Source organism: Enterobacter sp. 186315, assembly GCF_053290175.1.
The window spans coordinates 96,116-122,908 of the sequence record NZ_JBPTTK010000006.1 but is presented as its reverse complement, the minus strand read 5'-3'; the positions used below and the strand labels follow the sequence as shown (position 1 = coordinate 122,908).

Genomic DNA, 26,793 nt, shown 5'->3' with positions numbered 1-26,793 from the left:
CGTGATGTTAGGGCTGGCTGACAGGTTATTTTTACCCTGAATGCAAATTGACCAGGATCGCGCTTTCCCTTACTTTTCGCCCCATCGCAAGTCATGAGAAGAGCCGGTAAGTCGTTATGTATCAGAGTCACTTTAATTTCAAAACTCCGCCATTCAGAAAGGTCACCCGTCCATCGGGTGATTTTTTCGTGCCTTATCACCAGGATGTGTTCAACCTGCTTAAAGAGAAAACACAGCAGGCGGGTATTACAGGACTCTTTTGCCACGACGCGCAGCTGCTCGGTCAGTTTAGCGATGCATTGAAAGCCAATAGCCTGGCGGTGCTGGCGATTAATGCATTTCCAAAACTGAGCGCCAGCAGCCTGCTCTACAAGCTCAACCCCGGCACGAAAGAGAGTCATTCCCGCATTCAGGCCGTTGACGCTGTGCTGCGTCAGTGGCAGGACGCCTCTTCCCGTAAGAGCAACCGTAAAGTGCTGGTGATTTCGCACGTCGAAGCGATGAAAGAGAACTGTCGCGACGTGCTGGCCATGCTGCTGACGCGTGCCCAGGAGCTGGATTTCGCCTTATCCATTGTGCTGATGGGTGACGCGGATCAGGACGCGGCGTTGATGACGCAGTCCGGCCTTCAGGAATATGTCCACACGCGCCACACGCTGCGCGCGTTGACCTGCCGTGAATATCTCAACTACGTGCAGGCGCAGTGTGAAGAACACGGCGCGGATAAATCCCCGATGGCTCCGGCCCGCGTGCGCAAAATGCACGCGCTGACCAAAGGCCACGTCTGCAAATTCAACGAGCTGGCGCATCTGTCACTTCTCGCCACGTGGACCGAACGTGCCCCGATGGTGGGACCACGTCATTTACGCCTGGCGGCCGGTGAAGCGTTGCCTGCGAAAAAACGCGGCAAGGGTCTGGCAACCGTCGGGCTGTTTGCCTCCGTGCTGTTTGCCGCCTGCGGCTGGTACATGACCTCGGCCATCAACGCGAAGCTGCCCGTGCCGCTGCCGGTTCCGGCGAGCTGGCACCACCAGACGCCGAAGGTGAAAGCCCCGGCAGTGCCTGCCATCGACGATGAGATGGTCAACCAGCCTGACGCCATGCATCAGCTTTATGAGATGTGGGGATACGATGCGTCGGCGGACGATGCCCTGTGTCAGAACGCGGCGAAGGTGAACCTGATGTGTAAACAGGGTAACGCCTCGCTCGACGCACTGGCGAAAGAGGGCTATCCGTGGATCGGTGAGCTAAAAACCGGCAACCATCTTAACTATGCCGTGGTAGCCCGCGTGGGAACGGATTCACTCGATCTGCTGTTGAACAACCGCACCTGGCAGGTCAGCCGCAAATGGTTTAACCAACATGCCACCGGCAGCTACACGCAGCTGCACCGCCTGACGCCGGACGGTAAAGATGAAATTAGCGCCGCAAGCGGCAGCAAAGATTTAACCTGGCTCGACCAGCAGCTGAGCCAGGCCCTGTCCCAGCCGGAAACGCACGCCCAGACCTGGACGGCGGAGATGATGAAACGCACCCGTGAGTTCCAGCAAAAAATGGATCTGCACGTGGATGGGATCCCGGGCGAAGACACCCTGATGCAGCTGATGCGTGAAACCAACTCCACGCCGAGCGTATTGCTCCAGGCATCACACACGTCAGCTGACGCGAAAACGCAGGAGAAAAATTCATAATGTCCACGATATGTCTCGCGGCTCAGCGCAGCTATGCGACGGGAGAAGCGGTGTGGTTTTCATACCGCCTCCCCAGCCTGCAAAAAATCTTCGGCATTCTTCTTTTATGGATGGCAGGCCTGTGCGCCATGCTTGTTGCCGGGGTTTACGCCCACGTTTACTGGAATATGCGCCACCCTGCACCGCCGCCGCAGGTAAAAGTGAGCGTCGCAAAACCGGAAACCCAGCTTTCAGATATGCATTACGTGTATGTGAGCAAACCGTTCCCGCATCCGCAGCCCAAACCGGCGCCGGTGCGACCTTCTGTACAGGAAAGTTTACCGCCGATGCAGGATTTGCCCATTAATGACGCCGACGCCGACTGGCAGCAGGCACCGGATGGCGATATGCCTCGCGATATTCAACAAGAGGTCCCGCACGACACGTCGCGCGATACCTTACCCGGCACCGAGGCGCACGCAGCGGCAAGCGATAACAGCACGGAAGAGAGGGATACTAACGACGATGCGTCACTTAAGGCACTCTTTGAGCAGGCTTTAAAAGAACAACAGAAAGATTTCGCGCAGGGAAAAATGCCCGCGCCGCCCGTTGACGAAACGCAGGATAATTCACAACAAAAATGGGTTCATCAGGACGTAAAAAAATCCCCTTTCAGTGAGAAAGGGGATCGGCTGGAATAATTAATATTTCTCTGGCAAGGTTGTCAGGTTAAGGAGTCGACCCTTTTCCACCACAATATATTGCCCTTTTTTCAGATCGGAGAGAATTTTAATAATGGTGCTACGGGCCAGGTTGGTGTATTCCTGAATATAATCGTACACGTTAATATCACGCTGATGATTAACAATCAGTTCGTTAATTTCTAATAAAAATTCGCGAACCACCGAGTAAGCGCTACGGGCGACCAGCACATCGTCACGTTTGCTTAACATGCAGATATACCAGGAGAGAACTTTGCTCAGCTCAGCCCAGAGGTTTTTTTCGGTCATCAGGCGGCAGAACTCATCTTTCCTGATGGCACGTACCACGGTGGCTGCACGCACCAGACCGTACATGTGAGAAGAGTTATAGAAGATAGCGGACAAACCGAAAATGCACTGGCCTTGCAGCGTAAACATGCAAAGTTCGTCAGACTCGCGGCGGAATTCAACTTCACCGCTGACGATTATATGAATATATTCGGAATCCGACGTAGAGATTTTCTGCCATTTCTTTAAGGTTTTTTCTTCATAACCTGAGGTTGCAGAAATAATCGCTTCCATTTCACTATGAGGACGCAGTTTTTTACCGTAGATGCTTAACATTGTTATACCCGCCTAAGATGATTAATTTTTTTAAAGTGTAGAAACCCTTGTTGGAAACGTAATAACCAACAATCAGTTTAAATTTATTGTGCTATTAACAGGAATGAGAAACTTACCTTTGCCATTCACTGCTGTTATTAATTAGCAAGCTATGTGTCTATATTAATCGCGGGTAATTTTAAGTCAATTTAGTAAAAAAGAATTGAGATTGAACCTAAGATTAATCTACTAAATGTTAAGATTTAGACTTAGATAAGTCTGCGAAAAGCATGAGAAAGGTCTAAGATTCGGGGGATCCCGAAGGATCACCCCTGCCCGTATTTTTCAAGCAAAGCCTCGGCGATAGCCTGGGTTTCGGCATCGGCTACGCCATCCCAGCGCTGCGGGCGGAAATGCATCTGGAAGGCGGTAATGACTCTTTTCTGCTGCTGCGGCGTCGCGGAAGCCGGGATCTCATAGCCGTAGCGGGATAACAGATCGAGGAGCGCGGCGGTCTCCACCGGCTGATAAGGCGGGCGACCGTTCAGATAAAAGCTCACGCGAGCGGGATCGGGCCAGGCGCCGATGCCCTGCTGCGCCAGCGCGCGCCACGGAAACAGCGGGCCGGGATCGTCTTTACGCTGGGGCGCGATATCCGCATGGGCCACCACGTTCTCGGGCCGGATGTTGTAGCGGGCGATGATGTCTTTAGCGAGCGGCACCAGCGCCGAAATTTGTGCCGGTTCAAACGGCGCGAAGTACTTCGTTGCGCCCGCTTTCTGCCAGCCCCGGTTTTCCAGCTCAATGCCAATAGAGGTGTCATTGATACGGTTAGTGCCGCGCCAGAAGCTGATCCCGGCGTGCCACGCCAGCTCGCTCTCCGGCACCAGCTGCCAGATGCGCGGTTTGCCCTCGGGCGAAGGAGGAATGGCGGGGATCAGATAGTGTGAGCTGACGTTTTTGTCGGTGAGCGTCGCCAGCGAGCTGTCAAAATCATCGGCGGTGTAGTGGATAACCAGCACCTTTATACGCGGATACGCCGCCTGCGCCTGATGGCGGGTATCCAGTTCATACGCGCCTTTATCGACAATGCCTTTTTCCGTGGCGCACCCTGCCAGCAGCAGCGCCAGCAGGAGGGGAGATAACAGACGCTTCATCGACGCGTTTTCACCGCCGTGCCGCTCACGCTGACCATCAGCATACTGGCGTCTTTACCCACGGTTTCATAATCGATATCAATACCGACAACCGCATCCGCGCCCAGCGCCTTCGCCTGCTCGCCCAGCTCTTTAAAGGCGATTTCCCGCGCTTTGCGTAACTCTTTCTCGTACGCGCCGGAACGGCCGCCGACGATGTCGCGAATACCGGCGAAAAAGTCGCGGAAGATGTTCGCGCCGAGAATGGCCTCGCCGGTGACCACGCCGCAATACTCGGTAATCGGCTGTCCTTCCAGGGTTGGGGTTGTTGAAAACTGCATGGTTCTCTCCTTCTTTAGCGTTCAATGCCTTAGGCACTGCATTATCGGGTCGTTACGCTATGATTGAAAGGATAGTTAATAAATAAGGAAATCAACATGCGCTACTCTGCTTTAACGCTTTTAGTGCCATGCGCGCTGGTGCTCAGCGCCTGCACTACGCCGGTCACGCCAGCCTTTAAGGATATCGGTACCCGCAGCGGCCCCTGCATAGAGGGCGGCCCGGATACCGTGGCGCAACAGTTCTACGATTATCGTATTCAGCACAAGAATAACGATCTGACCGCGCTGCGCCCCTACCTGAGCGATGGTCTGGCAAAACTGCTTAACGATGCGTCACGCGATCCGCAGCATAACGCCCTGCTGAAATCCGATCCGTTCTCCAGCCGCACCACGGTTCCGGACGGCGCGGAAGTCTCCAGCGCCTCTACTATTCCTAATACCGATGCGCGGAACATTCCGCTGCGCGTGAAGCTGACCCAGGGCACCCAAACCTGGCAGGATGAAGTGCTGATGATCCGCGAAGGGCAATGCTGGGCCGTTGACGATGTGCGCTACATCGGCGACAGCGTCCACGCCCCGGCGGGCACGCTCCGCCAGTCCATTGAGAACCGCTGAATCATCACCTGAATAAATGTTAACCCCGTAAAATGTCCGGCATTTCTGGCGGAATGCCGACATTTATTCTCGCCGCCATTAGGCTCCGCTATTTTGTGCTATGTTTAGAGGGTAATACGGGTTATATTTAACTTTTAACGCAGAAATATTGCATAACTATTCTGTCAACGGTACTATCTGCGGCCTCAATTGCTATAGATTGCCTGGATGAGTAAAGACTGCCCCGATGAGTATTCAACTAAACGGCATTAACTGCTTCTACGGCGCACACCAGGCGCTGTTCGACATCACGCTAAGCTGCCCTGAGGGCGAAACGCTGGTTTTGCTCGGCCCAAGCGGCGCGGGTAAAAGCTCCCTTCTGCGCGTTCTTAACCTGCTTGAAATGCCCCGTTCGGGCACGCTGGCAATTGCCGGTAACCATTTTAATTTCGAGAAAACCCCGTCAGATAAAGCCATTCGCGAGCTGCGTCAAAACGTCGGCATGGTTTTCCAGCAGTACAACCTGTGGCCGCACCTGACCGTGGTGCAAAACCTGATTGAAGCGCCCTGCCGCGTGCTCGGCTTAAGCAAAGAGCAGGCGATGGCGCGTGCGGAAAAGCTGCTTGAGCGTCTGCGCCTCAAGCCTTACAGCGATCGTTATCCGCTGCACCTGTCCGGTGGTCAGCAGCAGCGTGTGGCCATTGCCCGCGCGCTGATGATGGAACCGGCCGTTCTGCTGTTCGATGAACCGACTGCCGCACTGGATCCGGAAATTACCGCCCAGATCGTGAGCATCATCCGTGAACTGGCGGAAACCAACATTACGCAGGTGATCGTGACCCATGAAGTCGAAGTGGCGCGGAAAACCGCCAGCCGCGTGGTCTACATGGAAAACGGTTATATCGTCGAGCAAGGTGATGCGAGCTGCTTTATCCAGCCGCAAACCGACGCCTTCAAAAACTACTTGTCTCACTGATTTGCCAGGGGAAATGATAATGAAAAAAGTATTGATCGCCGCACTGCTTGCCAGCGTCAGCCTTTCCGCTACCGCAGCCCAGACCATTCGTTTCGCGACCGAAGCGTCTTATCCTCCGTTTGAATCTATCGATGCTAACAACAAGATTGTCGGCTTCGACGTGGATCTGGCTAACGCCCTGTGTAAAGAGATCGACGCGACCTGTACCTTCAGCAACCAGGCGTTCGACAGCCTGATCCCAAGCCTGAAGTTCCGCCGCATTGACGCGGTAATGGCCGGTATGGACATCACCCCCGAGCGTGAAAAGCAGGTGCTGTTCACCACGCCTTACTACGATAACTCCGCGCTGTTCATCGGCCAGAAAGGCAAATTCACCGCCGTTGACCAGCTGAAAGGCAAGAAAGTGGGCGTTCAGAACGGCACTACGCACCAGAAATTCATCATGGATAAACATCCGGAAATCACCACCGTTCCGTATGACAGCTACCAGAACGCGAAGCTGGATCTGCAAAACGGTCGTATCGACGGCGTGTTTGGTGATACCGCGGTAGTCACCGAGTGGCTGAAAGCGAACGACAAGCTGGCGGCCGTGGGCGACAAGGTGACAGATAAAGACTACTTCGGCACAGGCCTGGGTATCGCCGTTCGTCAGGGCAACACTGAATTGCAGCAGAAATTCAACGCCGCTCTCGAGAAGGTGAAAAAAGACGGCACCTACGAAACCATCTACAAAAAATGGTTCCAGAAGTAATTCCTGATGAATGAAATTTTTCCTTTAGCAAGCGCCGCCGGGATGACCGTCGGCCTTGCCGTTTGCGCACTGGTTATCGGCCTCGTGCTGGCAATGTTCTTTGCGGTGTGGGAGTCAGCCAAATGGCGCCCCGTCGCATGGGCAGGCTCGGCGCTGGTCACCGTGCTGCGTGGACTACCGGAGATCCTGGTGGTCCTGTTTATCTATTTCGGCTCGTCACAGCTGCTGCTGATGCTGTCGGACGGCTTCACCCTTAATCTGGGTGTGGTGCAGATCCCGGTACAGATGCAGATTGAAAATTTTGACGTCAGCCCGTTCCTGTGCGGCGTGATCGCCCTCTCCCTGCTCTACTCCGCCTACGCTTCGCAAACCCTGCGCGGCGCGCTGAAAGCGGTGCCTCAGGGGCAGTGGGAATCCGGCCAGGCGTTAGGTTTATCGAAAACGGCTATCTTCTTTCGCCTCGTGATGCCGCAGATGTGGCGACACGCGCTGCCGGGGCTGGGTAACCAGTGGCTGGTGCTGCTGAAAGATACCGCGCTGGTGAGCCTGATCAGCGTGAACGATTTGATGCTGCAAACCAAAAGCATCGCCACCCGTACCCAGGAGCCGTTTACCTGGTATATCGTGGCGGCGGCTATCTACCTGGTGATCACGTTGCTGAGCCAATACATCCTCAAGCGTATTGACCTGCGCGCAACGCGTTTTGAACGGAGACCAGGCTGATGCTGGACTATTTACCCGAGCTGATGAAAGGGCTGCACACCAGCCTGACGCTGACCGTGGCGTCTATCATCGTGGCGCTTGTTCTGGCGCTCATCTTTACCATCATCCTGACGCTGAAAACGCCGGTGCTGGTGTGGATCGTGCGCGCGTACATCACCCTGTTTACCGGTACGCCGTTGCTGGTGCAGATCTTCCTGATCTACTACGGGCCGGGCCAGTTTCCGACGCTGCAAGAGTATCCGGTCATCTGGCATCTGCTCTCCGAGCCGTGGCTGTGCGCCCTGATTGCGCTGTCCCTTAACAGTGCCGCCTATACCACGCAGCTGTTCCACGGTGCCATCCGCGCGATCCCGGAAGGACAGTGGCAGTCCTGCGGTGCGCTGGGGATGAGCAAGAAAGACACGCTGGCGATCCTGCTGCCTTACGCCTTTAAACGCGCGCTCTCCTCTTACTCCAACGAAGTGGTGCTGGTGTTCAAGAGTACCTCTCTGGCCTATACCATCACGCTGATGGAAGTCATGGGCCACGGGCAGCTGCTCTACGGGCGTACCTACGACGTGATGGTGTTCGGCGCGGCCGGCGTGGTCTATCTGGTGGTGAACGGCCTGCTAACCCTGATGATGCGCCTGATTGAGCGTAAAGCGCTGGCCTTTGAGCGCAGAAATTAATCAAACAAGTGCATAAAACTGTACTCTGAAAGCGGGCAACCTGATGTGTTGCCCGCTTTTTTTTATTCCATAAACAATATTTAATCGTTTTTATTGCATATAAATTCAATCACTGGCATTGTACGTCAATGCCGCAGACACGGCGCATCATGACAAGATTGACAGACGGGAGCTTCAAAATGAAAAAGTTAGTTCTGGCCGCATTACTGGCAACCTTCGCCGCTGGCGCAACTGCCGCAGACAAAATCAATTTCGGCGTTTCAGCCACCTACCCACCGTTTGAGTCGCTGGATGCCAGCAATCAGATCGTCGGTTTTGATATCGATCTGGCGAAAGCGCTGTGCAAACAGATGCAGGCCGACTGTACTTTCACCAACCACGCGTTCGACAGCCTGATCCCGTCCTTAAAATTCAAAAAATACGACGCGGTGATCTCCGGCATGGACATCACGCCTGAGCGCAGCAAGCAGGTATCGTTCACCGACCCGTACTACGCCAACTCGGCGGTCGTGATTGCGAAGAAAGGCGCGTACACCAGCTTTGACCAGTTGAAAGGCAAACGCATCGGGATGGAAAACGGCACCACCCACCAGAAATACCTTCAGGACAAACACCCGGAAGTGAAAACCGTGGCCTACGACAGCTATCAGAATGCGATTATCGACCTGAAAAACGGCCGTATTGATGGCGTCTTTGGCGATACCGCCGTGGTGAACGAATGGCTGAAAACCAACCCGCAGCTGGGCACGGCGACCGAGAAAGTGACCGATCCGCAGTACTTCGGCACCGGTCTGGGCATTGCGGTACGCCCGGACAATAAAGCGCTGCTGGAAAAACTTAACGGCGCGCTGAAAGCGATTAAAGCCGACGGTACGTATAAGAAAATCAGCGACCAGTGGTTCCCGCAGTAAGGGTTCTGCGCCATAAAAAAAAGCTGCCTCGGCAGCTTTTTTTATAGTCTTAGCAGAGCAATCAGCCCACGGCAATGCGGCTGGTGTAGCCATCAACCCATTTAGAGATATCGTCACGGCCGTAGATGAAGCCACCGATCGTACCTTCGATTGCCCCTACCGCCGCACCGATCAGTGCGCCAACGCCCTGCGCGGCCACGCCAAAGCCCAGACCCGCAGATTTGGTGTTAATACCACCCATTGCCAGACCGGTTGCAAAACCTGCACCCAGACCATAAATCGCGCCGTTGATTGAATCACTTAATGATTTCGAGAAAATGCCGCCGTTTACCATCTCGATTTCAGCTTCATTCATTTCGTACATATAACTTCTCCTTGTTTAAATAACCGTGCTGAGACATAACGCATCTAAAAGCCACGCGCTAATTATCCAATAAAATAATTGCGCCCTGAACATAAAAATAAATAAATTTAGTGAGGGCTTATATTCCCACCTGCAAAATAAAATAATATTACCCTACATCCAGGTTATAAATTTAGAGTCTAAAACTTACATTAAAGAAAGCTTACCGACGGAGGCTAATAGGCTTAAGCGCTGAAGATACCAGTCCATCTTGATATTCGCCTCATCTATCTCGGCATTGGATAACTGCTGCTGGGTATTAAGCAGTTCAATAATCGTCCCCACTCCCGTCAGATAGCGGCCATTGGCAATTTCATAGGCGCGGCGCGCGGTTTTGAGGCGCTGGGCAATCACCTCCAGGCTTCGGTTGACGGTGTTCAGCCCCTGCCAGGCGTTCCACGTATTCAGGCCGATATCCTTAAGCGTGTTCTGGTAATCCTGCTGCGACCAGGCAAGCTGAACATGCGCCGCCTGGAGCTGGTTGTAGCGGCGAAACCCGGAAAACAGCGGCACGGACACGTTCAGCCCGACGTACATCGTATCGGTGCGATTCACCGGCACGTACTGGGCTTCATCAACGGAGGAGTGGCCTTTGTTGGCTCCCGCCCGCAGCGTCACGGACGGCAGAAAATCCCGCTGCGCCTGATTGACCTGCTGCTCTGCCGCCTCGATATTTTTCTGCGCGGCAAGCACCAGCGGGTGTCTGGCGGAGGCCTCATCCAGCAGCGGCTGTAGCGCCATCATCTGGCTGCTGCCCGGAAGGATAAAGAGATCGTCAGGCTGCAACCGGCTGCTGAGCGGCAGGTTGAGCGCGCTGGCGAGCTTTCCCAGCGCCACCTCATACTCCCCCTCTTTTTGCATCCGGTTTTGCGTTGCAGAAAGCAGCATGTTCTCTGCCTGCAACGCATCGCCCAGCACGCCGACCCCGCTGCGGTATTTATTCTGGGTGATCTCCCAGGTTTTACGCGCCACCTTTTCGTTGTCTTTGGCCGCAATCATAATGGTTTTCTTTGCTATTACCTGATAATAGGTTTGTGCAAAGCCGATAATATAGTCCTGAAATTTCGACAGGGTCTGATATTGATTGCTAAGCCAGATGTTTTTCTTCTCACCGATCGCCGCCTCGCGTTTGCCAAAATCAAATAACAGCCAGCTTAGCTCCACGCCGGTATTCGTGGTGCGATCGTTAGTACGATAATTGTCCCGCCCCGCCAGATCGTATTGACTGGTTTCGCTACCGGTATTGAACAGCAAATTTATTTCAGGCATCCACGCCGACTGGCTTATTTTATAATCCAGCAGATAGCGTTTTAAATTTAGCGCCAGGATCCGCATCTGGGGATCCTGGCAGATGGCAAGCGACAGCGCCTGATTAAAGTTGCGCAGCGTCGTGGCGGCCGTCGTGTCGCACATCGCCTCAGCGTCCGGGCTGAAGAAATCCGCAGGCGGCCTGACGGCCGACGGCAGGGTCATCGGCTTACGCGCAGCGGTCGTCGCGATGTCGCTCTCTTCCAGCAGCAGTTTATCGAGCAACGCCAGCGTATCGGGTGACGTGGTGAATGATTTGGCCGGCGCGCTCGCGGCTGGCGCGGGCGGTATCGCCTCGCCCAGCAGCGCCTGCAAATTATCCTGCGCCTTCACACTCATTGCCGCACATAGCGTCAACGCGCTAACCCCTGTGCAGAAGCGTACTTTCATCCCTGTGCCCCTTCAGTTGCTCTTAAACCTGGAAATAAGTCGCCGGGCAGCTTTTCAGCCACCACCCGGCCGTTGTCGATCACGATCACCCGGTCAACCATCATCAGCGTCTGCGGGCGATGGGCAATAATCAGGCGCGTCATGTTGAGGCGCCTGAGCGCTTCGCTGACGTGCTGTTCGAGCATGACGTCTAAACTGCTGGTCGCTTCATCCAGCAGCAAAAAGCGCGGCTTATGGTACAGCGCACGCGCAAGGAACAGGCGCTGCTTCTGCCCGCCCGACAGCGCGGCGCCCATATCGCCAACCATGGTGTTGTACTGCATCGGCATTGCCATAATGTCGGAATGGATCGCGGCGATCTGCGCGCACTGCGTCACCAGCTCCCTGTCACAGCGCCGATCGAAGAAGGTGATGTTTTCAAGAATAGTGCCCGCAAACAGCACGTCATCCTGCAATACCGCCGCGCTCATGGCGCGCAGGCGTTCCAGGCCAAAGCGCGACAGCGGCACGTTATTGATGAGGATCTCGCCCTGCGTGGGGGTCAGGCAGCCGAGCGCAAGCTGCCCAAGCGTGGTTTTGCCGCCGCCCGATGCCCCGGCAATTGCCACGCACTCCCCCGCCTTCACCGTAAAGGACACGTCGTGCAACACCTCCGGCTCCTGCGGCGCGTACTGGAAGGTGATATGGCTAAAGGTCAGCTCCGGCGCTCCGCTCGCAGGCGCCGCGTCGGGGCTGTTAAGCGCAGGCTGCTCCGGTTCGGTCAGCACGATGTCCGCCAGACGCTCGGTCTGGATGGACAGCATTTTCAGCGCAAAGGCGTTGTCGATCAGGTTGGCGACGCGCTCCAGGAACTGGCCCTTATAAGAGATAAACGCCATCAGCAGGCCGACGGTAAAGGTCTGGTCGATAACCATCGACGCCCCAATGCCCAGCACCAGCAGGCTGTCAGCGGCAAACAACATGCCGTTAAGCTGCTGATAAAGGATCTGAAGCTTCTGCGTGCGCACGCTCGCGTTGAGCTGGTTAACCAGCAGCGTCAGCCATTCGTCCGCACGCTGGCCGTTCTTCTGGAAAAGCTGGAGAGTTTTAATCCCGCGCATCGTTTCAAGGAAATGCGAGTTCTGCTTCGCGGCGTGGATAATTTCCTCCTGAGAGGCATTCCGCAGCGGCAGATACCAGATAAAGCGTCCCACCGCATACAGCACAATCACCGTGCAGGGGATCAGGGTCAGCCAGCCGCTGTACAGCACCATCATCACCAGCGTCACGATGCTCAATATCCCGTCGAGCACGGCGACGAGGAACGACGATGAGAGCGTGCCCTGAATGGCGTCGACGGCACCAAAGCGCGACACCAGATCCCCCAGATGACGGCGCTCGAAGAAACTCACCGGCAGATTGATCAGATGGCGGAACACGCTGCCCTGCCACTGAACGCGCACTGAGGTGGTGATGAACATCATCACCCAGGCGCGGATCGTCGACATCACCTGTTTGATAATCAGGGTCATCGCATAGCCAATCATCAGGATAACCAGCAGATGCCGGTCGCTGGACACGATCACGTCATCGATGGTCCACTGGGAAAACAGCGGCAGCAGCAGGCTAATCAACTCAATGGCCAGCGCCAGCATCACCACGTAGGTGACGCTGGACTTCAGGCCGATGATGCGGCCAATCAGCTGGCTAATCTTCACCTTTGGCGGCGCGGGCGCGGTGACAAAGGTTTCATCCGGCGTGAGCTCCAGCGCCACGCCGGTAAACGATGCGGAGACATCGTCCATCGACAGCGCCCGCTGCCCGATCGCCGGATCGTGAATAACGCAGCGCTTTGCCCCCACCTCTTTCAGCACCACAAAATGCGTCATGTCCCAGTGGAGAATACAGGGCAGGCGCAGCTTTTTAAGATCGTCCATCTCCAGGCGAAGCGAGCGCGTGGTGTATCCGCATCGACGCGCAACCTGAATAAGCTGCGTGAGCGTTAACCCTTTTTGCGACACGCCGTGCTCGCGGCGCAGCTCGCTGAGATCCAGCGCGTGGTTGTGCCACGCGGAGATCATGCTCATGCAGGCCAGGCCGCACTCCGCCGCCTCGGTCTGCAAAATGACCGGCAGCTTGTGGCGTCTGAAGCCGTAGTTAATTGACTGTACTTTCTCTGACATCCCTGAATCCTTTACTTCCCTTGCGCCGCTGGTGATATCTTCAGCAGCGGTTCAAATATCCATTCGTAAAGCCGCCGACTGTCGCGCACCACGTCGGCCTCGAGCTGCATCCCGGCCTGCAACGGCATTTTTTCGCCGTAGACGTTGACGACGTTGCTGTCCGGTCGCACCACAATGCGGTAAAGCAGTTCGCCGCTGTCCTTGCTTTCAAAGAGTTCAATTTCACGCTGGGTCAGCGCGACTTTAGACACGCTGACCACCGTGCCGTGGTATTGACCAAATTTTTGCCACGGCCAGGCGGGATAGCGCAGCCAGACGTCGCTGTTCGGTTTGATAAAGCCCACCGCGTAGCCCGGCGCGTAGAGATAGGCCAGCAGGGTTGATCCTTCCGGAATAATGCTCAGCAGCGGCGCATGGCCGTCGAAGTATTGCCCGACGGCGGCGGTTAACGCCGTCACCGTGCCGCGCGTGGTGGCGCGAATAATGATTTCGCGCTTCAGCTCGCTTTCGGTTAACTCCTGCCCGGCGGAGGCGATTTTGCTCTGAATGTCGTTACGCTGCGTAAGGTAGTTGCTCTCGAGTTGCTTCAGCTCGTTCGCGCGGTGCAGCCTCTCTTTGCGGGTGTTGATCAGCTCGTTGCGGCTGGCCTCCAGCGTGCCGTTTTGTCGAAGACTCTCCTCTTTGACGCGCTGCAACTGTTCAAGCGAAACGTACTCTTTCTCCCACAGCGACTGATACTGCTTCACCCGGCTCTGTAAAAGCTGCGCCAGCTGCTGCTGGTTGCGCTCCTGGCTCTCCTGGAGCGCAACCTGTTTGGCGAGCTGCTGAAGCTGGCGTTCCGCCGTGCTTTTGTCGGCGATCCAGGCGGAGTCAAGCTGGCTTAAGGTACTGTGCAGCAGCTTTGTCCGGGTGCGGATCTGTTCGCTGATGCTCTCCTGCGTGGTGTCATGGCCCTGCGAAGAGCGGTCGTTAGAGATAACAAAAAGGGGATCACCCTCTTTAACGGCGTCACCCTCTTTAACAAAAACTTTGTCGATAAGCCCGGCCTGCGGGCTGAATATTTTAATCACGCCCTTATCGGGCATTAAAACGCCCGCCACCTGCTGCTTTTTGGTATAAGAAAAGAAACAGATAAACAATATCAGGGAAATAACCATCGCAATCGCCACATATGCGCTAATGCGTAATGATGGCGGAGATGCAATCATCACTTCCCCGAGCCAATGATTTTTTCGGCCTTCCAACACTTCCTGACGGAAAAATTTCATGATTTTTTCAACGTGTGATGCTGTATAAACAACTATTAATTCATATTAAAAACAGACAATGATCAGGATTGTCTGAATGACTTCAAACAGGAAGGGTCAGGTAATTTCTTTAATTTCAATTTATAGGCAATATTATATCGATGGACACACACCGTTTTATAGCTTACGCCTAAAAAGTCAGCGATCGATTTGTTTGAAACGCCCTGTGAGACATAATGAAGCACTTCTTGCTCGCGCTGGGTCAGCTGCGACAGTTGCGCCCCCAGCATATTGTTATTCATGCGCGACAGCGGCATACACTGGAAGCCCTTCATCACCGACGTGACGATCAGCACAATAATATCGACATCATAGGTATTGTCGATCATGGCATCCGCATAGCCGCTGATAATATGCCGCAGGCCATAATCAACCTCTCCGTTGACTAACGCGATCGCCTTCAGTGTCGTTCGGGCATTGAGGGTATCTCTGACGTTATTGTCAAAGAGCATGTCTGAATCAAAAAGAATAATATCTGATGCCTTGTTATTAAAAATAGTCTCAAAGTGACTTTTCGGTGGGGTGTCGCAAATAACTTCACAGCTAAAATTATTTTTTAACACCTCATTGATGGTGTAGAGCATAAATTTATTGGCAGTGTATACAAATATTTTAGTGTTAGACATGTCTATTACTCATCCTTTTGGTAAACATGTAATGACATTGTTATTTCAACAATGCTAGTGGATCCGGAATATCAGCGGCGTCACTGCCGGTAGTCTGATTATCCGGTTCCGGGCTGGAGGCAGAAACCATGCTTTCCTGCACTCCTGGCTTCGGTAACGGGCTGGCAACCTGCGAGTCGGCTGCCGGGCCGCTATTCTGTACGCGCTCCTGAAACGCGATCGTGACAGGGGAATTAACCTCAGGCGACGTTGAGGTGATTTCCGGCATCTCATTCAGCGTAGATTCAATCTCGTCGTCACGGGCAATGCCCGTTTCAACGCCAAACGCCTGGTTGATTTTCCCCAGCTTCGCCAGCGCGCGGATAAGCGTCGTGTTGTGATTCGCAATCGACGTAATCCGGTTATCGATGGTCTGAAAATATTCCTGGGCGGCGTTAAGCAAATCAATCACCGACCGGCGGTTCACGCGGTACTGATCGTTATAAAGCTCCATGACCCGCTGGGATTGCACTGAACGGGCAGCAAAAATCCCGGCCTGCTGGCGAAAACCTATCGCCTCCTGGAACAGCTGGGCCACGCTGGTGGCGTTATCATCAATGGTTTTTTGCACGTTCCAGCGCGCAGTCTCCACCTGCTTCGCCGCACCTTCGGCCTGGAAATAAGAGTTCCCGCCGTCAAACAGGTTACTGGTGACGTTGAGCATCACCTGGGTGTCGTTTTCGTTATAGATGGAGGTTTTACCCTGCGAGACCGACACCGACAGCTGCGGCAGCCAGTTCTTCTTCATGTACTTGTACTGGGCGCTGGCGGCGGCCTGCTCCATTTGCATAGAGCGGATCTGCGGCGACAGGCTCACCTGCTCGCGAAGATCTTTTTCCAGCTCGCGATCGAGAAACGTCATGTCGGTCTCTTCCAGCGTTCCCGGTGCTTTTCCCACCAGGATTTCATACTCTTTGATCGCCGCCATCAGCTGCGCGTGAATATCTTCCGCGCTGGCTTCCAGCCCTTTAATTCGGACTTTAACCTGCCCCACGTCGCCCTGGTTATCCATTCCGCCATCGGCGCGGGCGGTTGCCACTTCCAGAATGCGGCGGTGCTCTTTCATCTGAGCCCTGTTGTTTTCCAGCAGCTTGCGGCCCTTCTGGATATTGAAGTAGCTCTCGGCGACCTTCGACGAGATGGTTTCCGCATCATCAATAGCCTTCCAGATCTGCGTGCCTTTACCAAACTTCGCGTTATCCACTTTGTCGCCGGTTCGACCAAAATCAAAAATAGTCTGCTTGACGCTTACCGCATATTTATTATTTCCTTCGGAAGACTCTTTCCCCACCGCCTGGGTACCCGCCGACACGTTAATATTCGGCAGCCAGCCGCTGCGCGCCTGGTTAATGCTGCTCTCGCTGCTGGCAATCTGGCTCAGGTAATATTGCAGCGACGGCGAGCGCGCCATGCCCATCCGCAACGCGTCGTTCAGCGTTTCACCCTGGGCGTTATTTATGCATAATCCGATCAGCAGCCCCATCAGAGACAGTTTATGGTATTTCATTATCGTTCCCTTAAAGCTTCTTTGGCTTTATTCAGCGGTTTTACAATATAGTCGAAGACGGTTTTTTGCCCGGTCGTAATATCCACCACCGCTAACATCCCTGGGACTATTTCATGCGATTTGCCGTCTTTGGTCACTAACGAGGCGGCATCGGTTCGAATATATATCTGGTAGAAATACTGATCGCGATTGTTTTCATCGGCAATGGTATCTGGCGATATGCGCTCCACCACCGCTTTCATGGTTCCATAAATAGAGGATTCATACGCGCTGATTTTAACAACGGCCTGCTGTCCGGGATGAATAAAAGCAATGTCGCGTGGATTGATCTTGACCTGAATTAATAGCTGATCTTCAGAAGGGACAACCTCCAGTAATTTACCGCCCGGCTCCAGCACGCCCCCCACCGTTGTCACCCGAACATCTTTCACCACGCCTTTTACCGGAGAGTAAATATCAGTGCCTGACAGCTGATCGCCGCGCTGTAAGAGCTGATAAAAAAGCGAGTCCAGCTCGGTTTTATGCTTTACCAGATCTTCTTTGCTTTGCTCGTACCACTGGTTTTTAGTTTCGTTGATTTTGTTCACCTGGTCGGTGACTTCACGGCGTAAACGCAACGCCTCAACCTGAGATACCGCCCCTTTCGCCACTAGCGGCAGGATCATATCCAGTTCATTTTGCGCGAGCTTGCGGCTCTGCTGCATCCCGTTCAGGGAGTCGGTCAACGCCTTCTGACGCAGCTGGTACAAAGAGGACTCATGTTCGATGATGTCTTTGTTCTCTGCGGCGATCTCCGCGTCGGTCAGCGCGCCTGCGTCTTTGGTCGCGTTGTACTTCCGCAACATGCCGATGTAGTCCGGTCGAACCGGCTTGCCGTTAATGCCGCTGATTTCGGACTGCAAGCGCGCAACCGCTACGGCCAGCGCTTTCACCTGGGAGCCCACCTCATCGAATCCCGCCTGAAAACGGGTGGAGTCCAGCACCGCGATTTTTTGACCGACGTTAACGCTATCGCCCTCGCGCACCAGAAGGGAGCGGATCACCCCGCCGTCACGGGACTGAATAACCTGCGAACGGCTCCAGGTAATGACTTTTCCCTGCCCGGTCGTGACCTCGTCAAGGCGTGCCTGCGTTGCCCAGATAAGCAGTACAACAAGGGTAATAACAATACATATAACCACGACGATGCTGTTTTTTATTTGCCCCTGGTATTTGTCCTGAAGCACGTTTTGCGATGAAAACATCACGCCACCATCCTTTTACCGGCGTTTAATTTCTCAAGTACCAGAGCTTTTGGTCCATCAATAATAACCTTTCCCTGGTCCATAACGATAATACGATCCACCATTTGCAGCGGCGCCTGGCGATGGGTAACAACCACCAGCGTTTTATTTTCACAGTGCGCCTGCAACGCGTTTACGACATGGCGCTCGGTATTTTCATCCATCGACGCCGTTGGCTCATCGAGCAGCAGCACGTTGCTGTTGCGAATTAAGGTTCGCGCCAGCAATAGCGCCTGACGCTGTCCCCCCGACAGCCCTTTGCCGCCTTCCGCGATCGGCAGATCCAGACCGTGTTCATTTTTCAGCACCCCGGCGGCACCGGAAATGTTCAGGTATTTCACAATATCCTCGGCGGAGGCGCGTGGATTCCCCAGCAGAATGTTATCGCGAACCGTTCCCCAGAAAAGCTGGGCGTCCTGCTGTAAATAGGCCACCCCAGAACGCAAATCATTCACGGAGAGATTATTCATCGCCACGCCGTCGAGGGTAATTTCCCCTTCTGCTGAATCCGCCATTCCCGACAGGACGCGCAGCAGCGTGGATTTACCCGCACCGATGGTGCCCAGGATACCGACTTTTTCACCGGGCTTTATATTCAATCTGGCAATATCAATCGCCCATTTGGCATGACTGGAAAAACGGAATTTCGCCTCGGTCAGGGAATATTCGCCGCGAATATTGGCCAGATGTGAGACTTCATTAAAAGCACGCTGCTCTAACGGACGAGACAGGAATTCATTCAGCCCCTTAATAGAAATACGGGCATGCTGCCAGCGGGTTAATACGCTGGCAATTTGGCCTAACGGGCCAACAGCGCGTGAGGAAAGAATTGAACAGCCCACGAGCGTACCAGTGGTAATACTATTGTCAATAACCAGATAGACACCAAGGGCAATGACGCAGGCATATACGGCCTGCTGAATAAACTGGCACCAGTTACTGAGCAAATAGCTCCAGTGACGCTGCTCCAGAGAAATTTGTGAGGCGGAGCCAATACAGTGGTTCCACATGCCGAGGAAGCGGTCTTCCGACTGGGTCAGCTTGATATCTTCCAGCCCCTGAATGGTTTCCACCAGCATGGCGTTACGCTGGGCGCTCTCCTGCATTCCTTTACGGGAGAGTTTGGCGAGCGGCCACTGGATAACGATCCCCGGGATCACAATCAGCGGGATCGCCAGCAGCGTTGGGATCACCAGCCAGCCGCCAATCGACCAGATCAGCACCAGGAAGAGGATAATGAACGGCATATCCACGATGGCGAGAACCGTCGTTGAGGTGAGCAGTTCACGCACGTTCTCAATTTCGCGGATCTGGGCAATAAAGCTGCCGGTGGAATCCGGGCGGGCGCTGTTTTTAATGCTGAGCGCGCGGGAATAAAACAGCGCGGACATATGAATATCGGCACGCTTACCGATGGCATCGGCCAGGCGACTGCGCGCCATACGCAGCAGCATGTCGCAGACTAAGGCAATCACGACGCCGCTGAATAACACCCACAGCGAGGTAAACGACTGCGCGGGAATAACCCGGTCATAGACCTGCATGGAAAAAAGGGAACCCGCGAGGGTTAATACATTGCCAAATAATGCACCGACGGTGATTAACAGATAATAACGTAAATCTTTGCGGATCAGTTTCCACAGCCAGCGTTCATTATCGGTATTTAACCAGGCGTGTAATTTGCGGCCAAAAGACGCGAGCTGCCGCTGAACGATCCAGTATCCTTCTTCTTTTTTGCTATTCAGTTCAGTCAGAGGCAGATTAACTTTTACGCCCGGCGCGCTGGCGTAAGTGACGACGGCGTTTTCGCCGGCCAGATGATGAACCACCAGCATTTGTTCATTTTTTAAAGGAACACACAAGGGAAATAATTGTGCGGGTAGCTGGGCTATATCTAAATGGCTATATTCGCATTGCAGACCAAGATATTTCACCATCGCTTCAAATGCGTGATGACTGTCCTTATCCTGTCGGGTTAAATGCTCCAGGTTTTCTTTACTGGCATTAAGTCCCAACTCGCGGGCGGCAATGACCAGCCCTTCGCTCCATCGTGTTAAAAGCATCGCATGAATACCGTTTGCAATCACAGAAATAAGGGAGGGGCAGATAACATCACCTGCCCTCCCGGGACTTACTAATTAAACAATTTGAATATTATTCTGGATCCACAGCTGCGTATGATGATCGTCATCATAGGTATACAGGTTGTAGGATTGTCCATCTTTATTGCCGGTTGCGGTCTGGGTCCAGTGATTCTGATCTAAATCGACTGAATCATTTTTGCCGCCGGAAATAAACAGCTTGTTGGTGTTCGACACGTTGACCACGTCCTCATAACTGAGGGTCAGGGTATTCGCCCCGTTGGAGGCATTCAGATCGATAGTGTCGACATTATGCAATTTCTCCAGGGTTTCATGACCAATGGTGCCCGCGTTGCTGAACACCACCGTATCGTGACCCGCACCGCCGTCAACGGACTGCACCAGCGTGGCGTCCACGATGACGCGGTCATCGCCCGCACCGCTGTTCACCGTGGCGCTTGCCAGATGTGCATCAACCACGTCCGCATCGTCAGTACCCGCATAGGTACGAACGTCGTTTGCCAGCGTGACGCTGCTGCCGTCAACGATCGGATTCTCTTCGCCCAGAGAACGCACGGAGCCGTCCTGGTTGAACACGGTGTACATCACGGTGCTGGTGTGTGCCGCGTCGTTGCTTTCGCTCCAGTTCACCACGTAGCCACCATCCGACAATGCGGTAATGCTGGAATCGTTGATGGTGTTGCCCGCGCCGGAATCCAGCTGGATCTCATTGCCGATTTTAACGCCGGTCATATCGAACAGCTGACCTTGCAGATGCTGAGTGCCATCCGCATCGGTAGAGGTCCAGGTCACGATATAGCCGCCGTTGTTCAGCGCAACGAGGTCGTAAGCTTCTTTGAAAGTGCCGCCGATCAGGCCCTGCGTCCCTTCCGTCAGGGTGTTCACCACCACCGCCGGGGAGAGCGCCACGAAGGCATTGTTGCTGACGGCCAGACGCTGAGAGTAGATGTCACCGCCGTCCTGAGGGCCCACGCCGACCCACGTTGCCAGCAATGTACCGTCTGCCAGGGTGACAATCTTCGGTACTACGCCGTTCTCCGTAAGCGTGATCTCACTGGTAATGTGTTTACCCGTTTTCGCATCAACCAGCGCCATAACGGCTTTCGGCTGGGTATCGCTATCCAGCTGGGTGTTGGTGCCGGTTTTCTGCCAAATGACGGCATAGGTGCTTTCGCTCACCTGAGTCCCGTTCAGGCCAACAGACGCGCCTACATCTTCGGCATCAGAACCAAATACCCACTCGGCCATTTTGCTGAACAGACCGTTTTTGTCGCTGCCTGAAATGAAGCCGTTCTCGTTCATACCAGAATCTTTGTTGCGACCCTGAACGTACTGGAACTCAGTGCTCTGTACCAGGCTGCCATTCTCGCTCGGGGTAAATTCTGTATTCCAGACCTGAGCGCCATCAGCGCCAAGATTCAGGTCGACCCACTCAAGAACGGAATCCGCGATGGACTCAATTGGGCTAACAAGCAGATTCATCACGGCGTTAAAGCACGGTTCAACCAGGTCAGACACGAAGTTGCCCTGACCAATCAGGCCGATATTGGTGAAGAATTCGGTGATGAAACCTTTAACGTCCATCCGATCGACTAAGGTAGCGGTATCCAGACACTCTGCGTAACGGGTACCGACAAAGACCACTGAACCGTCTTCCATCTGCACGATGTTCGCGCCGAAGGTGCCTGCGCCATACAGTACGCTGGCGATGCAGTTGGACAGCCCGTGAACAAACTGATCCGCCAGACCTTTGATATCCACGTTGATAAAGCCCGCCAGCGGCTGAAGCAGCGATTCGATCGGGTTCCAGATGCAGTCGATAGCTCCGGTGATCAAATCCGACAGACCGTCACCAATGGTTGCATCCAGCAGGCCGCCCAGACCGCCGATCTCTTTGCTGCTGGCAACCAGCTGCGGACCGTCGGTCAGCGCGTTACCGTCTGAGCTGAAACGCTCGTACACGGCAGAGGTACCGGTGTAATCCAGGTCGCCTTTAGTGCCTTGCGCATAGAAGACGGTGATAGCGCCGTCAACCGGGGAGACCGCCACGTCAAAGTTGTTCAGCTTTTCCAGACCGTCGACGTTGGCATAGCCATCCATGGTGCCTTGCTGGCCGATGGTCATCGTGTTGATGATGCTGCCGTTGGCGTTATAGATGTTGACTTTGATGTCGTAGAACTGAGAGGCCGCGTTTTCCGGCTGCGCCCAGGCAATCAGATAACCGCCGTCCGGCATCGCGCGAGTGATGGTCTGGGTGGTGTTCAGGCCCGCATCAGTCTGAACGATGTGGCGCGTGGTGTCTGCTGCCAGCACGTTAACGTCATCACTGGTGGTGTAGCTGATGGTGACCGAACGACCGTTGCTGTCAGTGGAGGCTTTACCCTGCACCGTATTTACGGAGTTCGCCGTAAAGTGGTTGTCACCCTTCGGCAGATTATCCAGGGAAACCTGCCATGTACCGTCCTGCGCAACGGTGGCTTTTGCCAGCGCGACGCCGTTGTTGGAAATCTGCACTTCCGAACCCGGTTCGCCCATACCGTGCAGCGTGGCAGAGGTTAACGAGGTCGTGTTGCTCAGATTGATGGTGCCGTCCGGCGTTTCGCTGAAGCCAAGGATAACGGGCGCCGTATTCACCGGCAGGGTCAGGGACGTGGTGTTACCGGCAGTATCGGTCACCACCAGCGCAGACGTGCCTGGAACCAGTGATGCGTCACCCAGATCGAAACGGTAGTTGCCCTTCGCATCGGATTTCACCACGTAGTCCGCTTTTCCGTCGCCGTTGATATCCAGCGATACCACAGAGTTTGGATCGGTTACGCCGGACAGGCCGTGCAGGGAATCATCAATTGCCAGCGAAGCCAGCTCCGGCGCGTGGTAATCAACCACCATCGTGGTGTCGATTTTATTGCCGTTAGCGTCGATAACCCAGGCCGTCACCTGCTGTTTATCCGCCAGATCCGGTGCGCAATCGACGGACCAGTTGCCTTTCTCGTCGCTGACAATCGTGTAGTTTGGTTTGCCGTCACCGGTGGTATCCACCATGACGGTGGCGTTAGCGGTGTCGGTGGTGCCGCGCAGGGTGCTGCCGTTGGTGACATCCATGGTCAACGCGCTCGGCAATACGTCGCTGTTGTTGCCGCCGTTGTTACCGTTGTCGCCACCGCTGGTATTGTCGCCGCCCTTGTCACCGCTCTTGCCGTTGTCGTCGCTGCTCTTTTTGCTGCTGTGATCGTCATCGTCGTCGTCGTTATTCAGTAACGCGATGGTTCCCCCCACCAGCGCAACGCCGCCCAGGCCAAGCGCCACCCATAACGGATCGACCTCGGATTCACCCTTCGTCGCCTGCTGAGCATAATATTCGTTACCCGACACAACCTGACGCAGCTGTTCCGGAGAATAAGAGGTTACGCTCTGGCCGTCCTGATAGATCTTCTCATCGCCAAGCACATATTTCTTGCCCGCGGCGCTGCTATCGTCAATGGTCAGGGACTTCATATCCTTGCCAGCGGCACCAAAGAAATGGTCTACCTGGATGGCCTTACCATCGGAAGTATTAATAATAAGCTTGTCGCCCTGACGAATCATCGAAGTAATATCGCCTGGCTTACTGTCTATCGCGAATCGTGCGCCCGGTGTAGCCTGCACAATTGTTGAATTAGTGATACCCGACAACGCGACATTATGGGCTTTCTGCCCTGCCTGCTGAACTGATAATTTGATTGTCATTTTTTAATTTCCATATTTTCTAAAAATAGACCCGGATCCATGCTGTTAAAAACACCGGGCTAACACCGTTGCAAGAGCTGTTTTGAAGAAACTAAATTAGAGGCCATAAGGGCCTCGGGAATCTAATATTAAATTCTTCAGGAGTTAAGTATCACTTATTGCGAGGCGGATTCAACGATTCGACGGGTGTAATATAATTAAATTTATGAAATAAATGGCATCACTTATACTTAATAAGTCATAAATTTAAAAAACAAATTATTGATAGATAAGGGGTTATGGAATGGTGGATAAAACTTTAAGAATTTTCGCTGAATTGTGATTCATATTGAAAAGAATATAAATCAGAGTAATGAGGTTATGTTATATCGTCAACCATAATCTATTTCACATCTGTTTTACATTCCTTCACGATAATACTTTCAAATCAAAGTAATCACCCGTTAGCATTATAAAGCGGTGGTCTTAATTTTATTATAAGGCTAACATCCAGCCATATTACTCCTCAGACCACCGACCAGAAAGTCTTATTCCGGACTTATAAGGGAACAAAAAACTGAAAACGCGCCCCGCCGACCGAATCCATCAGTTTTATTCCTCCTCCGTGTAATTCCAGCATTCTTTTGACGATTAATAATCCCAGCCCGCCACGGTTTTCTTTTGACGCCTGCTGGCTCAGGGCTGAGGGGCGCTGGAATAACGCGTCACGCAGCGATGCCTCAATGCCCGTGCCGCTGTCGGCGACTTCGACCTGTAGCCTGTCGCTCTCCTGCCAGACCGCCAGCCGCACCTCGCCGCCCGCCGGCGTGTGGCGCATGGCGTTATCCAGCAGGTTGGTGACCACCCGCTCAATCATCGACACGTCGGCGTTGACCAGCGGCAAGGGGCCGGGCACGTCAATATGCAGGCTTAGCTCCCGGGTGCGCGCGGTCAGCTCAAATTTTTGCGCCACGTCGGAGATCAGCTCCGCCATCACAAAACGCTCGCGCTGGGGCCTGATGCCGCCGTGTTCCAGACGCGCCAGTTCGAACAGCTGCTGGGAGAGGTGACGCACCTTTTGCCCCTGGCGCAGGGCCACCGCCAGATATTGCTGATGCTCCTGCGCGGTCAGCGTGGAGGCTTTAAGCGACAGCGTTTCAAGATAGCCGAGCAGCGAGGTGAGCGGCGTGCGCAGGTCGTGGGAGATATTGGCGATAAACTCCCGGCGCTGGCGATCGCTGTCCGCCAGCTCGTTCCACTGGGAGGTAATTTTGCGCGCCAGCTCGATAAAGGTGTTGCGCAGGGTCGCCACCTCATCGCCCGAATCCGCGGCCAGCGGCTCGGCCGCCAGCCGTTTAATGGCGCTGATGCTGTCCTGCTCCAGCCCGGCAACCTCGTTCGTCAGGCGTTTGACCGGACGCGCCACCCAGAACCAGACGCCCAGTCCCGCCAGCAGGCCAAACAGCGCCACCAGCAGCAGCGACCACAGGGCGGTGCTCCACAGGGCTTTATGCCAGGCCATCTCCGCCAGCGCGTTCGACTCTTCCCCCTGCAAAATAATGTACAGATAGCCGCGCAGCTCGCCCTCCTGACGCAGGGGAACGGCGCTAAAGACCTTGTGATTTTGACTGCGCGGATCGTCGCCAAACACCGGCAACGCCGCCCCGCCTAGGAACGCCTGCACCGGGGCAATGCTGATTTTCTGACGCTGAATATGGCCCGGCGGCGCGGCGTCCGCCAGGATCTCGCCGTCCGGGGAGATCACGTACAGCTCCACGCTCGGATTAAAGGTCATCAGCCGGTCAAAAAGCGGTTTGAGCGTGCTGCGATCGACCCTGCCCCCGGCGTCGAGGATTGGCTCGCGCTGCACAATCTGCTGCGCCAGGCCGCTGGAGAGGCGCTGCACCATCGCGTTGCCGTACTGCTGGCTGCTGTACATCTGCACCATGCAGGCCACCGCCGCGCAGAGCAGCAGGAGCAGAACGAACAGCAGCGTCAGGCGCTGGCTCAGGCTAAAACGTCGCATCATGACGGCTCCGCAAACTTGTAGCCTTTGCCCCAGACGGTACGGATGATCTCCGGCTCGGCCGCGTCTTTTTCAATCTTGATCCGCAGGCGGTTGATGTGGGTGTTGACCGTGTGTTCGTAGCCTTCGTGCTGATAGCCCCACACCTGCTCCAGCAGCGCCAGACGCGAGAACACCTCGCCGGGGTGGCGGGCAAAAAAGTAGAGCAGTTCGAATTCTCGCGGCGTGAGATCCACCTCCTGCCCGTGCAGACGCACGCTGCGGCTCAGCGGATCGAGGGTCAGGCCGTGCGCCTGAATCTGGCCGCTGACCTGCGCCTGCCCCATCGCCTGCTGGCGGCGGAACAGCGCTTTAATGCGGGCGATCAACTCCTGCACGGAGAAAGGCTTGGCGAGGTAGTCGTCCGCCCCGGTTTCCAGCCCGGTAATGCGGTCGGTTTCACTGCTGCGGGCGCTGATAATAATGACGGGCAGATAGCGGGTCATCTGACGGATGCGGCGGCAAATCTCCAGACCGTCGACGCCGGGGAGCATCAAATCGAGGATCACCGCGTCCCAGGGCTGTTGTTCAAGGAGGAGCAGCGCGTTCCCCCCGTCAGGCTCGTGGGTGATGGCATAGCCTTCGTCTTCCAGGTTGAGGCGTAAAAGCGCCGCGATGTCGCGGTCATCTTCCACCAGCAGGATCTGCTTCATGAGTCAGCCTTAATTCAGTTCTTATGGCTTAAGCTTACCTGATTTTGTCGGCGGGAAGAGTTCACATTTTGTTGAACATTCGGCGGGGTACGTGCCGGGTGGCGGCTACGCCTTACCCGGCCTGGCCGAACCCGTAGGCCCGGTAAGCGCAGCGCCACCGGGCGATGTT

General features: G+C 54.6%; 22 protein-coding genes. 8 read left to right on the top strand and 14 right to left on the bottom strand.

Annotation, left to right across the window (positions count from 1 at the left end):
* The first annotated feature begins 116 nt into the window (after positions 1 to 116).
* Together ACSVHP_RS09230 and ACSVHP_RS09225 are read left to right on the top strand one after the other, a co-directional pair.
* Positions 117 to 1,691 (top strand): peptidoglycan-binding protein, encoded by a 1,575-nt coding sequence (locus ACSVHP_RS09230; RefSeq protein WP_447551736.1) that lies wholly within the window; start codon positions 117 to 119, stop codon positions 1,689 to 1,691.
* Positions 1,691 to 2,371 (top strand): hypothetical protein, encoded by a 681-nt coding sequence (locus tag ACSVHP_RS09225; protein WP_447551735.1) that lies wholly within the window; start codon positions 1,691 to 1,693, stop codon positions 2,369 to 2,371. Before ACSVHP_RS09230 ends, ACSVHP_RS09225 begins: the two co-directional genes overlap by 1 nt.
* On the opposite strand, the gene ACSVHP_RS09220 is transcribed toward ACSVHP_RS09225, so the two are convergent.
* From ACSVHP_RS09220 to ACSVHP_RS09210, 3 genes are all read right to left on the bottom strand, one after another.
* On the bottom strand, positions 2,372 to 2,995 hold the full coding sequence (locus ACSVHP_RS09220) for a helix-turn-helix domain-containing protein (protein WP_234674570.1): 624 nt from the start codon (positions 2,993 to 2,995) through the stop codon (positions 2,372 to 2,374). It lies immediately after the preceding gene.
* A gap of 305 nt (positions 2,996 to 3,300) precedes the next feature.
* Positions 3,301 to 4,131, bottom strand: a complete 831-nt coding sequence (locus ACSVHP_RS09215) for an N-acetylmuramoyl-L-alanine amidase (protein ID WP_447551734.1) — start codon at positions 4,129 to 4,131, stop codon at positions 3,301 to 3,303.
* Positions 4,128 to 4,451, bottom strand: coding sequence for a heavy metal-binding domain-containing protein (locus tag ACSVHP_RS09210; RefSeq protein WP_006174327.1), 324 nt, complete (start codon positions 4,449 to 4,451; stop codon positions 4,128 to 4,130). The genes ACSVHP_RS09215 and ACSVHP_RS09210 overlap by 4 nt, the downstream gene beginning before the upstream one ends.
* 96 nt (positions 4,452 to 4,547) lie before the next feature.
* Between ACSVHP_RS09210 and ACSVHP_RS09205 the strand changes: the two genes are divergently transcribed.
* The 6 genes from ACSVHP_RS09205 to artJ all read left to right on the top strand — a co-directional run bounded on the left by ACSVHP_RS09205 (position 4,548) and on the right by artJ (position 9,074).
* Positions 4,548 to 5,066 (top strand): lipoprotein, encoded by a 519-nt coding sequence (locus ACSVHP_RS09205; RefSeq protein WP_447551733.1) that lies wholly within the window; start codon positions 4,548 to 4,550, stop codon positions 5,064 to 5,066.
* A gap of 226 nt (positions 5,067 to 5,292) precedes the next feature.
* Positions 5,293 to 6,021, top strand: coding sequence for an arginine ABC transporter ATP-binding protein ArtP (artP, locus tag ACSVHP_RS09200; protein WP_447551732.1), 729 nt, complete (start codon positions 5,293 to 5,295; stop codon positions 6,019 to 6,021).
* 19 nt (positions 6,022 to 6,040) lie between these two features.
* Complete coding sequence (gene artI, locus ACSVHP_RS09195) at positions 6,041 to 6,772, top strand: arginine ABC transporter substrate-binding protein ArtI (RefSeq protein WP_234674566.1); 732 nt, start codon at positions 6,041 to 6,043, stop codon at positions 6,770 to 6,772.
* Between the two features lie 6 nt (positions 6,773 to 6,778).
* On the top strand, positions 6,779 to 7,495 hold the full coding sequence (artQ, locus tag ACSVHP_RS09190) for an arginine ABC transporter permease ArtQ (protein WP_234674565.1): 717 nt from the start codon (positions 6,779 to 6,781) through the stop codon (positions 7,493 to 7,495).
* Positions 7,495 to 8,163 (top strand): arginine ABC transporter permease ArtM, encoded by a 669-nt coding sequence (gene artM / locus ACSVHP_RS09185; protein WP_234674564.1) that lies wholly within the window; start codon positions 7,495 to 7,497, stop codon positions 8,161 to 8,163. The genes artQ and artM overlap by 1 nt, the downstream gene beginning before the upstream one ends.
* 179 nt (positions 8,164 to 8,342) lie before the next feature.
* Positions 8,343 to 9,074: an arginine ABC transporter substrate-binding protein ArtJ gene (artJ, locus tag ACSVHP_RS09180; RefSeq protein WP_447551731.1), complete on the top strand. Its 732-nt coding sequence runs from the start codon at positions 8,343 to 8,345 to the stop codon at positions 9,072 to 9,074.
* 61 nt (positions 9,075 to 9,135) lie between these two features.
* Here artJ and ACSVHP_RS09175 read toward each other — a convergent pair whose 3' ends face one another.
* From ACSVHP_RS09175 to ACSVHP_RS09125, 11 genes are all read right to left on the bottom strand, one after another.
* Positions 9,136 to 9,438: a hypothetical protein gene (locus tag ACSVHP_RS09175; RefSeq protein ID WP_447551730.1), complete on the bottom strand. Its 303-nt coding sequence runs from the start codon at positions 9,436 to 9,438 to the stop codon at positions 9,136 to 9,138.
* Between the two features lie 186 nt (positions 9,439 to 9,624).
* Entirely contained in the window at positions 9,625 to 11,175 is a 1,551-nt protein-coding gene (locus ACSVHP_RS09170; RefSeq protein ID WP_447551729.1) for a TolC family protein, read from the bottom strand.
* On the bottom strand, positions 11,172 to 13,337 hold the full coding sequence (locus ACSVHP_RS09165; protein WP_447551728.1) for a peptidase domain-containing ABC transporter: 2,166 nt from the start codon (positions 13,335 to 13,337) through the stop codon (positions 11,172 to 11,174). Before ACSVHP_RS09165 ends, ACSVHP_RS09170 begins: the two co-directional genes overlap by 4 nt.
* Positions 13,338 to 13,348: 11 nt before the next feature.
* Positions 13,349 to 14,545 carry an HlyD family secretion protein gene (locus tag ACSVHP_RS09160; RefSeq protein WP_447551727.1) on the bottom strand — a complete coding sequence of 399 codons (1,197 nt, stop codon included), beginning with the start codon at positions 14,543 to 14,545 and terminating at the stop codon, positions 13,349 to 13,351.
* 122 nt (positions 14,546 to 14,667) lie between these two features.
* Positions 14,668 to 15,270: a LuxR C-terminal-related transcriptional regulator gene (locus tag ACSVHP_RS09155; protein ID WP_447551726.1), complete on the bottom strand. Its 603-nt coding sequence runs from the start codon at positions 15,268 to 15,270 to the stop codon at positions 14,668 to 14,670.
* Positions 15,271 to 15,310: 40 nt separating this feature from the next.
* On the bottom strand, positions 15,311 to 16,816 hold the full coding sequence (locus ACSVHP_RS09150; protein WP_447551725.1) for a TolC family protein: 1,506 nt from the start codon (positions 16,814 to 16,816) through the stop codon (positions 15,311 to 15,313).
* On the bottom strand, positions 16,816 to 18,060 hold the full coding sequence (locus tag ACSVHP_RS09145) for an HlyD family efflux transporter periplasmic adaptor subunit (protein WP_417316495.1): 1,245 nt from the start codon (positions 18,058 to 18,060) through the stop codon (positions 16,816 to 16,818). The genes ACSVHP_RS09150 and ACSVHP_RS09145 overlap by 1 nt, the downstream gene beginning before the upstream one ends.
* Positions 18,060 to 20,162, bottom strand: a complete 2,103-nt coding sequence (locus tag ACSVHP_RS09140) for a type I secretion system permease/ATPase (RefSeq protein WP_447551724.1) — start codon at positions 20,160 to 20,162, stop codon at positions 18,060 to 18,062. Before ACSVHP_RS09140 ends, ACSVHP_RS09145 begins: the two co-directional genes overlap by 1 nt.
* A 75-nt stretch (positions 20,163 to 20,237) precedes the next feature.
* Positions 20,238 to 23,927 (bottom strand): Ig-like domain-containing protein, encoded by a 3,690-nt coding sequence (locus ACSVHP_RS09135; RefSeq protein ID WP_447551723.1) that lies wholly within the window; start codon positions 23,925 to 23,927, stop codon positions 20,238 to 20,240.
* Between the two features lie 538 nt (positions 23,928 to 24,465).
* On the bottom strand, positions 24,466 to 25,935 hold the full coding sequence (locus ACSVHP_RS09130) for a sensor histidine kinase (RefSeq protein ID WP_447551722.1): 1,470 nt from the start codon (positions 25,933 to 25,935) through the stop codon (positions 24,466 to 24,468).
* Positions 25,932 to 26,624 carry a response regulator transcription factor gene (locus ACSVHP_RS09125; RefSeq protein ID WP_234676381.1) on the bottom strand — a complete coding sequence of 231 codons (693 nt, stop codon included), beginning with the start codon at positions 26,622 to 26,624 and terminating at the stop codon, positions 25,932 to 25,934. Before ACSVHP_RS09125 ends, ACSVHP_RS09130 begins: the two co-directional genes overlap by 4 nt.
* Positions 26,625 to 26,793 lie beyond the last annotated feature (169 nt).

Coding starts and splice junctions, on each gene's coding strand:
- ACSVHP_RS09230 (WP_447551736.1), top strand. CDS start 117: ATGTATCAGAGTCACTTTAATTTCAAAACTCCGCCATTCAGAAAGGTC.
- ACSVHP_RS09225 (WP_447551735.1), top strand. CDS start 1,691: ATGTCCACGATATGTCTCGCGGCTCAGCGCAGCTATGCGACGGGAGAA.
- ACSVHP_RS09220 (WP_234674570.1), bottom strand. CDS start 2,995: ATGTTAAGCATCTACGGTAAAAAACTGCGTCCTCATAGTGAAATGGAA.
- ACSVHP_RS09215 (WP_447551734.1), bottom strand. CDS start 4,131: ATGAAGCGTCTGTTATCTCCCCTCCTGCTGGCGCTGCTGCTGGCAGGG.
- ACSVHP_RS09210 (WP_006174327.1), bottom strand. CDS start 4,451: ATGCAGTTTTCAACAACCCCAACCCTGGAAGGACAGCCGATTACCGAG.
- ACSVHP_RS09205 (WP_447551733.1), top strand. CDS start 4,548: ATGCGCTACTCTGCTTTAACGCTTTTAGTGCCATGCGCGCTGGTGCTC.
- artP (WP_447551732.1), top strand. CDS start 5,293: ATGAGTATTCAACTAAACGGCATTAACTGCTTCTACGGCGCACACCAG.
- artI (WP_234674566.1), top strand. CDS start 6,041: ATGAAAAAAGTATTGATCGCCGCACTGCTTGCCAGCGTCAGCCTTTCC.
- artQ (WP_234674565.1), top strand. CDS start 6,779: ATGAATGAAATTTTTCCTTTAGCAAGCGCCGCCGGGATGACCGTCGGC.
- artM (WP_234674564.1), top strand. CDS start 7,495: ATGCTGGACTATTTACCCGAGCTGATGAAAGGGCTGCACACCAGCCTG.
- artJ (WP_447551731.1), top strand. CDS start 8,343: ATGAAAAAGTTAGTTCTGGCCGCATTACTGGCAACCTTCGCCGCTGGC.
- ACSVHP_RS09175 (WP_447551730.1), bottom strand. CDS start 9,438: ATGTACGAAATGAATGAAGCTGAAATCGAGATGGTAAACGGCGGCATT.
- ACSVHP_RS09170 (WP_447551729.1), bottom strand. CDS start 11,175: ATGAAAGTACGCTTCTGCACAGGGGTTAGCGCGTTGACGCTATGTGCG.
- ACSVHP_RS09165 (WP_447551728.1), bottom strand. CDS start 13,337: ATGTCAGAGAAAGTACAGTCAATTAACTACGGCTTCAGACGCCACAAG.
- ACSVHP_RS09160 (WP_447551727.1), bottom strand. CDS start 14,545: ATGATTGCATCTCCGCCATCATTACGCATTAGCGCATATGTGGCGATT.
- ACSVHP_RS09155 (WP_447551726.1), bottom strand. CDS start 15,270: ATGTCTAACACTAAAATATTTGTATACACTGCCAATAAATTTATGCTC.
- ACSVHP_RS09150 (WP_447551725.1), bottom strand. CDS start 16,816: ATGAAATACCATAAACTGTCTCTGATGGGGCTGCTGATCGGATTATGC.
- ACSVHP_RS09145 (WP_417316495.1), bottom strand. CDS start 18,060: ATGTTTTCATCGCAAAACGTGCTTCAGGACAAATACCAGGGGCAAATA.
- ACSVHP_RS09140 (WP_447551724.1), bottom strand. CDS start 20,162: ATGCTTTTAACACGATGGAGCGAAGGGCTGGTCATTGCCGCCCGCGAG.
- ACSVHP_RS09135 (WP_447551723.1), bottom strand. CDS start 23,927: ATGACAATCAAATTATCAGTTCAGCAGGCAGGGCAGAAAGCCCATAAT.
- ACSVHP_RS09130 (WP_447551722.1), bottom strand. CDS start 25,935: ATGATGCGACGTTTTAGCCTGAGCCAGCGCCTGACGCTGCTGTTCGTT.
- ACSVHP_RS09125 (WP_234676381.1), bottom strand. CDS start 26,624: ATGAAGCAGATCCTGCTGGTGGAAGATGACCGCGACATCGCGGCGCTT.